The sequence below is a fragment of the Rhodopseudomonas sp. B29 genome, from assembly GCF_000333455.1.
In the GTDB taxonomy this organism is placed as follows: Bacteria; Pseudomonadota; Alphaproteobacteria; order Rhizobiales; family Xanthobacteraceae; genus Rhodopseudomonas.
Genome location: NZ_BADD01000504.1, coordinates 1 through 11222, shown reverse-complemented (window position 1 = coordinate 11222; position 11222 = coordinate 1). Strand labels below are relative to the sequence as shown.

Sequence of the window (11222 nt, the reverse complement as noted above, 5' to 3'; positions counted from 1 at the left end):
CCGAGCAGGTGTTTCGGCCCGCTGCCGCTTCAACGGCATTGGCCTGTCGCCCGGCGAGACCACGAAGTATGCCGCCGAAACCCCGACGGCGCGGCTCTGGGCTTACGATTTGAACGAGGCCGGCGAGGTCAAACCGCGCGACGTGATCTATCGCGGCGAGCGCGGAAAGCCGATCGTCGGGCTCGGCGGGTACCAGATGTTCGATTCGCTCGCGGTCGAGGCGTCCGGCAACGTCTGCGTCGCGACGCTGATCTCCGGTTGTATTTCGGTGATCGCACCCGACGGCACGCTGGTCGAGCAGGTGCCGACCGGCGACCGCGTCACCACCAACATCGCCTTCGGCGGCCCCGAGTTGAAGACCGCCTATATTACGCTGTCCGGCAAGGGCGAACTCATCGCCATGGACTGGCCCCGCGGCGGCCTCCCGCTGAACTTCTTGAATAAGTAGCCCCCTCGTCATTGCGAGCCGAAGGCGAAGCAATCCAGCCCAGTGTACGGAGCTGGATTGCTTCGTCGCTTCGCTCCTCGCAATGACGTATGAAGGGCCGTGCTTTGGAAGCGAAGAGGATCTGAGATGCCCTGGCTCGAACCCGTCACCCTCCGCGGACCCCACGCGTCACTGGAGCCGTTGGCTCCGGCGCATCGCGACGGGCTGATCGAGGCGGTGCGCGAGGGTGAGTTGTGGAAGCTGTGGTACACGTCCATTCCGTCGCCGGAGCGCATGGACGCCGAGATCGCGCGCCGGCTGGCGCTGCAGGCGCAGGGCGCGATGCTGCCGTGGACCGTCAAGGATGCGGCCGGTGTCATTGCCGGCATGACCACCTACATGAACGTCGACGCAGCCAATCGCCGGGTCGAGATCGGCTCGACCTGGTACTCGAACCGGGTCCAGCGCAGCGGGCTCAACTCCCAGTGCAAGTTTCTGCTGCTCGGCCACGCGTTCGAGACATTGGATTGTATCGCGGTGGAGTTCCGCACACACTTTTTCAACCATCAGTCGCGCCGCGCCATCGAGCGGCTCGGCGCCAAGCAGGACGGCATCCTGCGCAATCACCAGATCGCGCCGAACGGAACATTGCGCGACACCGTGGTGTATTCGATCCTCGCCTCGGAATGGCCGACCGTGAAAGCGCACCTCGACTATCAGTTGAACCAGAAGGCGCGTGCCGCGACTAATTGAATTGGCTTTTCAGGTTCCCGCGTGCGGGCGAACCCGAGGTTCGCGCGCCTGGTCTTGCTAATTGCTTGCTGACTAAGGTAATTGCCCGCTGGGCGTGTTTTTGATCTACGTCATTTTGTCACGCCGCCGCTGCGGGCATTCTCAAGCCATGCCGTTCTATCGCTTCCATGTCCGGGATCCGATCAACCGTGTCGATGGCCCGGGCCACGACGGCGCGGCGCTGGCGGACGACATCGACGCGACGCTGTTCGCCGCCGGCGTGATTCAGCGGCTGGTGCAGTTGCAGCCCGGCGTGCCGCGCAACTGGTCGATCGAAATCGTCCAGGACCAGCGCCGCGTCGGGGTTCTGCCGTTCGACAAAGGCTGCCAGGTCATGCTGCGGCCGGACTGGGTCTGCGACCAGCCGACGGACGTGCACGAAGGCTGGCGCTGAGCGCTTCCTCTGGTCGAGGCGCCTCTTGACCTCGCCCCGCTTGCGGGGAGAGGTCGGGCTGGCAGAGCGTAGCGAAGCCAGTCGGGTGAGGGGGCGCCTCCGCAAGTCTGAGCCTTTCAATTGCTTTTCTGGATGGGGGACGAAGACGCGAGCGCTCGACCGCGCTGAGACGCCCCCTCATCCCACCCTTCTCCCCGTGCGCGGGGAGAAGGAGCAGGCTGCGCTTGGCGCGGTTTACGTCGTCCTAGAGCGGTTCATGGATTGATTGAAGCGGAGAGCCCTTTCAGGCGCTGAGTCGTCATCCTGAGGTGCGCGCGTAGCGCGCCTCGAAGGATGCGGACAAGGCGCTTGTGGCCCATCCTTCGAGGCCCGCAGTGCCGCGCACAGCACGGCCCAGCGGGCACCTCAGGATGACGGCGGTGATTCTAATTGAAGCGCAACCGCTCTAGAATAAAATCTAGATCGCTACTACGCCGCGCCCGGCAGTTGATCCGGCCGATACAGCGTATCGATCGTCACCACGCCCTGTGCGCGCGAGACGCAGGGGCAGATCTTGTGGCTGCCGTGTTTCTCGTCGTCGCTGAAGAACACGTCGCGGTGGTCGATCTCGCCGTCGACCGCGGCGACGTCGATGGCGCAGACGCCGCATTCGCCGCGCTTGCAATCGGAGATCACTTCGAAGCCGGCGGCGTTGAGCGCGTCCAGCATCGAGCGGTCCTGCGGCACGACGATCTCGTTGCCGGTCGCGGCGATGCGGACGCGGAAGGTGCTGGTCGGCAGCTTCCCGCTGGAGCCGAAGGTCTCGTAACACAGATCGGCCGGCGCGCGTCCGAGCGCTGCCCAGGCGTGGCGCGCGGCTTCCAGCATGCGCAGCGGGCCGCACAGCACAACGACGGCATCCGCGGGTAGGGCGGCGAAGGTGGCAGCGAGATCGAGCCGCGCGCCTTCGTCGGCGGCGTGCAGCGCGAGGCGATCGCCGAGCAGCGCCGCGAGTTCCTCGTGCAGCGCGGCGTCGGCGCGCGATTTCACTGCGTAGTGCATGTCGAGATGACAGCCTTTGCGCGCCAGCGCTGCGGCGATGCCGAGCATCGGGGTGACGCCGATGCCGCCGGCAATCAGGCAGTAGTGATCGCGGCTGAAGTCGATCTCGAACAGCGAGTTCGGATTGGTGATGTCGATGCGCTGGCCGGACTTCAACTGCCACATTGCCTTCGAGCCGCCGCGGCTGTCGTCCGCGAGTCGGACGGCGATGCGCATCAGCCCGTCTGTGGTCGCGCCGACCAGCGAGTAGCTGCGCGTCTCCGGCTGACCATTGATCAGCACCGCGACGTTGATGTGGCTGCCGGGCGCGTAGCTCGTGACCGTCGCGTCCGGCTTCAGCACGATCTCGCGGATGGCGGCTGAAAGATCACGCGTCGCCACCACCGTGGCCGGGCCCCAATGTTCGGCAAATCGCATGGACGGCTCCCTGTCGGCTGTTGTTATTTGTCGGCGGCCTGCGTGATCAACGCCAGCGCCGGCAACAATTCGAGATGGCTGCGGCTGCGCAGCGCCAAACGCAGATTGCGCACGGCGAGGCGGGCGTGTTCGCGCATCACCGCCTCGGCGCGGCCGCCTTCGCGGTTCTCGATGGCGTCGATCACGATGCGATGGTGGTCCTGGGCGATCATCAGGATCTGATGCGCTTCGGGCAGCGCCGACTGCGCCATCACGAAGGCGCTCGGCGACGCGAACGGCAGCGCGGCGACGCGCTCGATCTGGCGGATCACCGGCGCCGAGCCGCACAATTCGTCGAGCTGGGCGTGGAAGCGGGCGTTGAGCGCCACATAGGCGGAGAACGCTTCGACCGACAGCGGATCCTGCTGCACCAGCTCGTCGATATCGGCGAGGCATTCCTTCAGCGGTTCGAGCTGGCGCGCGGACGCGCCGCGCTCGGCGGCGAGCCGCGCCGCAAGGCCTTCCATCGTGCCGCGCAGCTCGATCGAGTCGAGGATGTCGCGTTCCGAGAAGGCTTTCACCATGAAGCCGCCGGACGGGATCGCCTGCAGCAGGCCTTCGTCCTCGAGCCGCACCAGGGCCATCCGCACCGGCGTGCGCGACACGCCGGTGATATCGACCGCCTGCAATTCGGAGATGCGCTCGCCGGCGCGCAGCCGGCCGGCGAGGATCATGTCGCGCAGCGCGAGCTGGGCCCGCACCGTCTGCGATAGCGAGCGATCGCCGCCGCGCTCGCTCATCGCTTACTCCGCCGCCTGCAGCTTAGGCGCGGTCTCACGCGCCACCATGCGGTCGATCAGCTTGCGCGACCACATCGCGCCAGCGTCGATGTTGAGGTTGTAGAATACGCGATCCGGGTTCTCCAGCATGGCGCGCTGCTGCGCTTCGAGAATGATCTCGTCCTCGCGGAAGATGCCGGAGACGCCCTCGCGGATCTCGGTGGTGATGCGCTGATCACTGAGCTTGTAGTTGCGCACGAACGCCCAGAAGTAATGACAGGTGGTGTCGGTCTCGGGCGTCATGGTGTTGAGCACGAAGCCGTTGACGCCCTGCGAGCGATCGCCCTCCGGCGCACCGCTGCCGGCGGGCGCGACGCCGACGTCGATGGTCACCGTGCCGGGCGCCTCGAAGCGGATGATCTGCCAGCGATCGACCGGGCCCGGCTTGCCGAGCTGCGCCGCCCAGAACGGCGGCGCTTCGATGCCGTGCATCCAGCGCGTCACCGTCACGGTGCGATCGCCATGGGTGACGTCGAACGGCGACTCCGCCACCGCGTCGTTGCCGATCGACGAGCCGTGCACATAGGTCTCGTGGGTGAGGTCCATCAGATTATCGACGACGAGCCGCCAGTCGCAGCGCGCGTGGATGGTCTTGCCGTCGCCGGCCCAGGCCGGATCGTCATTCCAGTGCATGTCGGGGACGAGCGCCGGATCGGCCAGCGCCGGATCGCCCATCCACAGCCAGATGAAGCGATGCCGCTCGACGACCGGATAGGAGCGCACCCGCGCCGACGGATTGATGGTTTCCTGCGACGCCATGAAGGTGCAGCGGCCCTGCGGATTGAACTTCAGGCCGTGATAACCGCAGACCACGGTGTCGCCTTCGAGCCGGCCCTTGGACAGCGGCACCAGCCGGTGCCAGCACGCATCCTCCAGCGCCGCGACGCTGCCGTCGGCCTTGCGATACATCACCACATGCTTGTTGCAGATCGTTCGCGGAAACAGCGCGTGCTTGATGTCGGCGTCCCACGCCGCGGCATACCAGGCATTGAGCGGAAAGGCGGGCATCGAGGCCTCCCTGAAAGTGGTTCTTGTTCTGAGTTCAGATTGTATACAGGAACGGCCGGAAGGCAAGCGAGTTCCGAAAAAAGGCCCTAATGGCGGGTGACGCTGTATACCAAATTGCGACGGGAGCTTTCGTTTGCTCGGGATCGGGGCCCTCCGACATCAGTTCGGGATTCCGGGTCTGCGCCGGTGGCGCGGCGCATCCCGGAATGACGGAGCTGGCGGATGCGCTCATGCCGACTGCGGCGCTGGCCGCGAGGGATGCTCGGGTCGAGCCCGCGCATGACGCCCGTGGAGGGGCGCACCGCCTCTCCCCGTCATTCCGGGGCGCGCGGAGCGCGAACCCGGAATCTCGCCGCGAGGATGCTTCGAAAGCGCTACCCGGCCATCACCGCCTTCGCCGTCGCAACGAAGCTCTTCGCCGCCGCCGACAGCGACCGTCCCGAACGCGTGATCAGCGACAACTGGCGATACACTACCGGCTCTTCCAGTGGTACTGCGACCAGATCGGGAAACTGCATCAGCGGCACGAGATACGACGGCAGCACCGAAACGCCGAAGCCGTGGGCGCTCATGGCGAGGGCGGTGGCGAGGAGCGAGGTCTCGTGCGTCGCGGTGAAGCTCTTGCCCTCGGCGGCGAGCGCGGCGTCGATCAGGCGGCGGATGCTGCTGCCGGGCGGCACCGAGATCGTATCGAGGCCGGCTAGGTCGTCCCAAGTAATCGATGATCGCCGCTCGAAGCTGCCGTCGCGCGGCGCGATGGCGCTGAGGCGGTCGCGGATCAGCGTCTCTAGCGCGATATCGGGATTGTCGTCGTCGACGGTGCCGATGCTGAACTCGACCTCGCCGGCGAGGATCTTGGAGATCAGCTGATCGGCGGCGACGTCGACCATCTGGATCTTGATGTTCGGATAGTCGCGGCGAAACGCCTTGAGGATGCGCGGCATCAGAGCCGAGGCGACGCCGGCGGTGGCGGCGAAGGAAACGCGGCCGGCGCTCTTATCGTCGAGGCCGCGCATCAGATTCTCGATGCCCTTGAGCTCGCCCAAGATGCGCTCGACCGCCGCGATGGCCTCGCCGGCTGCCAGCGTCGGCGTCAGGCTGCGGGTGGTGCGGTCGAACAGCCGGGTCTGCCAGGCGTCCTCGAGCTGCTTCACGAGCAGACTGACGGCCGACTGCGTTAGCCGCAGCTCGCGCGCGGCGCGGGTCAGGCTGCCGAAGCGGTAGGCCGCGGCGAAGGCTTCGAGCTGGCGCAGGTTCACATTCATGAGCGTCGCTTCTGAATGTCCAACAAATCACCCTCTAATACCGATAGGTCAAGTGGCTGTATGCTGTTGCCAATGAATTGCAGCGCGCGGCCGCCCGATCGGGCAGGCGCGTTGCGCCGGCCGAATGGCCGGACCTTAAGGGTGGAGACGGACCAGGATGAGCGAGCGATCGCGGATCGTCGAGGCGGACGTGCTGGTGGTGGGCGGCGGCCCGGTCGGGCTGTCGCTGGCGATGGATCTGGCGTGGCGCGGCGTGAAGGTGGCGCTGATCGAGACAAGGCAGCGCGGCGAGCCGCCGAGCGTCAAGAGCAACCACGTCGCGGCGCGGACCATGGAGATGTTCCGCCGGCTCGGCGTGGCCGCCAAGGTGCGCGATGCCGGCCTGCCGGCCGACTACCCGAACGACGTCGCCTATCGCACCTCGTTTCTCGGCACCGAATTCGCCCGCATCCCGATCCCGTGCCGCGCCGAGCGCTACACCGCGCAGGGCGGGCCGGACACCTGGTGGCCGACGTCGGAGCCGCCGCATCGTATCAACCAGATCTACCTCGAGCCGGTGCTGTTCGCTCACGTCGAGGCGCAGCCCGGCGTGCGCATCCTCAACCGCACCTCGCTCACCGGCTTCACCCAGAGCGCCGACGGCGTCGTGGCACAGGCGACGGCACTCGACAGCGGCGATGCGATCGAGATCGCCTGCAAGTACATGGTCGGCTGTGATGGCGGCTCGTCGCTGGTGCGCAAGAGCATCGGCGCCAAGCTGAGCGGCGATCCGGTGCTGCAGCGGGTGCAATCGACCTACATCCACGCGCCGCAGCTGCTGCCGATGCTGCGCGCCAAGGGCGGCGTGCCGGCCTGGGGCTCATTCGCGATGAATCCGCGGCGCTCCGGCAACGTCTACGCGATCGACGGCCAGACTAACTGGCTGATCCACGCCTACATGAACGACGACGAGACCGACTTCGAGCAGGTCGATCGCGACGCCGGCATCCGCGCGCTGCTCGGCGTCGACAAGGATTTCGAGTATCAGATCATCAGCAAGGAAGACTGGATCGGCCGGCGCCTCGTCGCCGACAAGTTCCGCGATCGCCGCGTCTTCATCTGCGGCGACGCCTGCCATCTGTGGGTGCCGTTCGCCGGCTACGGCATGAACGCCGGCATCGCCGATGCAATGAACCTGTCGTGGCTGCTCGGCGCCGCGCTTTCCGGCTGGGCCGATCCGGCGATCCTCGACGCCTACGAGGCCGAGCGGCTGCCGATCACCGAGCAGGTATCGCATTTCGCCATGAACCACGCCGTGCAGATGAGCAAGGCCCGGAAAGCAATCCCGGCGGCGATCGAGGATGACGGGCCGGACGGCGAGGCGGCGCGCGCCGCGATCGGCAAGGCCGCGTACGACCTCAACGTCCAGCAATATGCCTGCGCCGGACTGAACTTCGGCTATTACTACCAGAATTCGCCGCTGATCGCCTATGACGGCGACGTTGCCCCGGCCTACACCATGGGCGACTTCACGCCCTCGACCGCGCCCGGCGCCCGCGTGCCGCATCTGTGGCTCGGCGAAGGCCGCTCGCTGTACGACGCAATGGGGCCTTACTACACGCTGCTGCGGTTCGACACATCGGTCGATGTCGAGGCGCTGACCCGCGCCGCCGCGGTCGCCGGTGTGCCGCTCACCGTGCTGGATGTGCCGGGCGGCATCGTCGCGCCATATCAGCACAAGTTGCTGCTGGCGCGCCCCGACCAGCACGTCGCCTGGCGCGGCGACGCGGTGCCGGGCGACGCAGGCGACCTGATCGACCTGATCCGCGGCGCGGGCAGGGCGGCCAAGGCCGCGCGGGCGGCATAATTGTTAGCCGTCATGCCCGGCCTTGTGCCGGGCATCCACGCCTTGCAGCCGACGCCGCAAGTAAGACGTGGATGGCCGGGACAAGCCCGGCCATGACGGAAGTGGGGCCTAAGTAACAAACAAAATCCGGATCAACGAATCCGGAAAAACACAACGGGGAGAGACGCAATGACGGACGCGGGATTGCGCGCGGAGGCGCCGTTCTTGGTGGCGGAGGCGAGTTCGGCCAGGACGATCAGCAAGGTGTTTCGCCGGCTGATCGGCTTCCTGTTCATCGCCTATTTCTTCTCCTACCTCGACCGCATCAATATCGGCTTCGCGGCGCTGTCGATGAACAAGGACCTGGGGCTGAACGCCACCATGTTCGGCTTCGCCAACACGCTTTTCTATTTCACCTACATGCTGTTCGAAGTGCCGAGCAATCTTTTGCTCGCGCGTTACGGCGCCCGCATCTGGCTGGCGCGGATCATGGTGACCTGGGGCCTCGCCTCGACCGCGACGATGCTGGTGACCGGCCCCTACAGCCTGTACATCACGCGAGCGCTGGTCGGCCTCGCCGAAGCCGGTTTCGTGCCGGGCGTGATCTTGTACTTGAGCTACTGGTTTCCCGCCGCGCACCGCGCCCGCGCCATGGCGCTGTTGATGATGGCGATGCCGGCCACCTTCATGATCGGCTCGCCGCTGTCGGGGCTGATCATGAACCTGCACGGCGCCTTCGGCCTCGCCGGCTGGCGCTGGCTGTTCCTGCTCGAGGGGCTGCCGTCGATCGTGCTTGGCGTGGTGACGTTCTATTTCCTCACCGACCGGCCGAAAGACGCCAAATGGCTGAGTGCGTCGGAGCGCAGGACCATCCAGCAGGCGCTCGACGCCGAAGCTGCCCCTGCGGCACCGCAGAGCACCAGCATGTGGCGCGAACTGCTCGGCGCCCGCGTGCTGCTGCTCTGCCTCGCTTACTTCTGCCTCGTCACCTCGCTCAACACCTACGCCACCTGGACGCCGCAGATCATCCGCGAATTCCTGAAAGGTTCGCAGGACTACTTCTATATCGGCGTGCTCGGCGCGATCCCGCCGGTGTTCACGCTGCTGGCGATGCCGCTGGTCAGCTTCTCATCGGACCGGTTGCACGAGCGGCTGTGGCACACGGCGGGTCTGTTCGCGCTCACCGCGCTCGGCTGGATCGCCGTGGTGAGTTTCGTCGATCCGCATTGGCGTCTCGCCGGTCTGGTGCTGGTGTCGATGGGGGCTTTCTCCGGCATGGCGATCTTCTGGGCGTTCGCGACGCCGCTGCTGTCGGTCAAGAACCGGCCCGGCAGCATCGGACTGATCAGTTCGGCCGGCATCCTCGGCTCGGCCNNACAGCCGGACATCGTCGGCGTGCTGCGCGACCTCACGCACAGCTTTCACTCTGGCATCTGGTACGCGGTGGTGCTGCTTGCGCTGGGAATCGCCGCGCTGCTGGTGGCTAACGGAGTGAAGCGGACCGCGTAGGCGAGGGACGTCGTCCTTTGCAGAACAGCTCGGGATTCCGGGTACGCTCGCTGCGCGAGCGCCCCGGAATGACTGGGTAGTAACAAGCCTCTCGTTCGTCATTCCGGGATGCGCCGCACAGCGGCGCAGACCCGGAATCTCGACTTTCGAACGACACGTCGCGCCGGCTGACGATCAGGTCGGGGAGGACTGCGCGCGTAATCGGTCGAGCAGCGCGTGACAATAGTCCGGCGTGACTTCGCGGTCGTCGTAGAGGATATGGTAGATGATCGGCGCCACGACGTGATCGATCACGTCATCGACATCGAGCGGCGGCTCGCCCCGCGCCGCGGCCCTCGCGGCGATGGTGCTGAGATGTTCGCGATTGAAGGCGGCGCATTGGAGCGGGAAGTCCTGCGCGGAGGAGAACACGTCCCGCATCAGCGCGCGGCCGACCGGCGATGACATCTCTTCGGCGAACTGATCGATGAACGCGCGCAGATCCGACTCCGTCGCCCCGGTGTCGTCTGGATCGGCGATCGGCCGGAGCCGCGCCACGGCGACGTCGGCCAGCAGCGTCTGCAGGTCGCCCCAGCGTCGATAGATCGTCGACGGCGTTACCCCGGCAGCGGCGGCGATCTGCGGAACCGTCACCTGGTTTCGGGTGGTCAGGGCGCCGAGCTGGTGAACAGCTTCATGAACGGCAGCCTGAATCCGCGCGCTTCGGCCGCCGATCCTAATTCGCTCTTTCACGGCCATTTGGGTTCCCGCAACCGAGCCATGCGCGAAAAGGTGGCACACCTTAACGCAAAACATTTGCGTTAAGCGGAGTTTCGGCTCATCTTGGCTAAGGCAATGATTTAGCTTTTAGGAGACTGCTGTGCAAGCCTGTCCGCAGACGTGCAATGCGACCGCTGTGCGAGCCATTCCGCCGAGGTGCGACGCCACGGTTTCGGCGCGACGGATCACGCTGCGGGCTCTGCCGCCTGCTGCGATGGTCGCCTACAGTTTCGTCGCTGCTGTTTTGGTGTCGGCCAGCAGCGCCGCAGCGACGCCACTGTACCGGCTGTATCAGCAATCGATGCACCTGACGCCGCTGATGGTCACGGTGGTGTTCGCGGTCTATGCCTTCAGCCTGCTTGCGGCGCTGCTCACCGTCGGCAGCTTGTCCGACTATGTCGGGCGCCGCCCGGTCATTCTCGGCGGGCTGGTCTTGAACGTCGCGGCGATGCTGTTGTTCGCCGGCGCCGCCGATGTCACGCATTTGATCCTGGCGCGCGCGGTGCAAGGGCTCTGCGTCGGCACCGCGACGACAGCGCTCGGCGCGGCGATCCTCGACACCGACCGAAACACCGGCCCGCTGCTCAACAGCATCACCGCGTTCATCGGCTTGATGGTCGGTGCGCTCGGCGCCACGGCCCTGATCAGCTTCGCGCCGAATCCGCTGCATCTGGTCTATGAGGTGCTGCTCGGCCTGACACTCATCCTGATCGGTCTGTTGTGGCTGATGCCGGAAAGCGCCGGCCGCAAGCCCGGCGCGTTGGCTTCGTTGTGGCCGCAAATCAGCGTGCCCCGGCAATCCCGCGCAGTGCTGCTGAGGATCACGCCGGCCGGCATCGCGACCTGGGCGCTGGGCGGATTTTATCTGTCGCTGATGCCGACAGTGGTGGCGACGACGATGGGTGCAACTTCGCCGTGGGTCGGCGGCGGCGTCGTCGCGGTTCTGATGCTGGCCGCAGCGATCGCG

Annotated in this window: 11 protein-coding genes; 6 read left to right on the top strand and 5 right to left on the bottom strand. The window is 66.3% G+C overall.

Features of this window, described 5'->3' with window-relative positions:
- The 3 genes from I5M_RS17875 to I5M_RS17865 all read left to right on the top strand — a co-directional run.
- Positions 1–448: SMP-30/gluconolactonase/LRE family protein (locus I5M_RS17875; RefSeq protein WP_022722647.1), on the top strand; the 448-nt coding region annotated here is incomplete at its 5' end.
- Positions 449–574: 126 nt separating this feature from the next.
- Positions 575–1180 (top strand): GNAT family N-acetyltransferase, encoded by a 606-nt coding sequence (locus I5M_RS17870; protein ID WP_022722646.1) that lies wholly within the window; start codon positions 575–577, stop codon positions 1178–1180.
- A 148-nt stretch (positions 1181–1328) separates the two neighbouring features.
- On the top strand, positions 1329–1613 hold the full coding sequence (locus tag I5M_RS17865; protein ID WP_022722645.1) for a hypothetical protein: 285 nt from the start codon (positions 1329–1331) through the stop codon (positions 1611–1613).
- A gap of 468 nt (positions 1614–2081) precedes the next feature.
- Here the strand turns inward: I5M_RS17865 and I5M_RS17860 are convergent, their stop codons facing one another.
- From I5M_RS17860 to I5M_RS17845, 4 genes are all read right to left on the bottom strand, one after another.
- On the bottom strand, positions 2082–3071 hold the full coding sequence (locus tag I5M_RS17860) for a PDR/VanB family oxidoreductase (protein ID WP_022722644.1): 990 nt from the start codon (positions 3069–3071) through the stop codon (positions 2082–2084).
- A 23-nt stretch (positions 3072–3094) separates the two neighbouring features.
- Positions 3095–3850, bottom strand: coding sequence for a GntR family transcriptional regulator (locus I5M_RS17855; RefSeq protein WP_022722643.1), 756 nt, complete (start codon positions 3848–3850; stop codon positions 3095–3097).
- A 3-nt stretch (positions 3851–3853) separates the two neighbouring features.
- Positions 3854–4897: an aromatic ring-hydroxylating dioxygenase subunit alpha gene (locus I5M_RS17850; protein WP_022722642.1), complete on the bottom strand. Its 1044-nt coding sequence runs from the start codon at positions 4895–4897 to the stop codon at positions 3854–3856.
- Between the two features lie 374 nt (positions 4898–5271).
- On the bottom strand, positions 5272–6162 hold the full coding sequence (locus I5M_RS17845) for a LysR family transcriptional regulator (RefSeq protein WP_022722641.1): 891 nt from the start codon (positions 6160–6162) through the stop codon (positions 5272–5274).
- A 157-nt stretch (positions 6163–6319) separates the two neighbouring features.
- On the opposite strand from I5M_RS17845, the gene I5M_RS17840 reads away from it, so the two are divergent.
- Both I5M_RS17840 and I5M_RS17835 read left to right on the top strand, forming a co-directional pair.
- Entirely contained in the window at positions 6320–8008 is a 1689-nt protein-coding gene (locus I5M_RS17840; protein WP_022722640.1) for an FAD-dependent oxidoreductase, read from the top strand.
- A 168-nt stretch (positions 8009–8176) separates the two neighbouring features.
- On the top strand, positions 8177–9496 hold the full coding sequence (locus I5M_RS17835; RefSeq protein ID WP_022722639.1) for an MFS transporter: 1320 nt from the start codon (positions 8177–8179) through the stop codon (positions 9494–9496).
- A gap of 174 nt (positions 9497–9670) precedes the next feature.
- Here the strand turns inward: I5M_RS17835 and I5M_RS17830 are convergent, their stop codons facing one another.
- Complete coding sequence (locus I5M_RS17830; protein ID WP_031336882.1) at positions 9671–10234, bottom strand: TetR/AcrR family transcriptional regulator; 564 nt, start codon at positions 10232–10234, stop codon at positions 9671–9673.
- Positions 10235–10469: 235 nt separating this feature from the next.
- Here I5M_RS17830 and I5M_RS17825 point away from each other — a divergent pair.
- A partial coding sequence (locus I5M_RS17825; RefSeq protein WP_022722638.1) for an MFS transporter occupies positions 10470–11222 on the top strand: 753 nt, incomplete at its 3' end.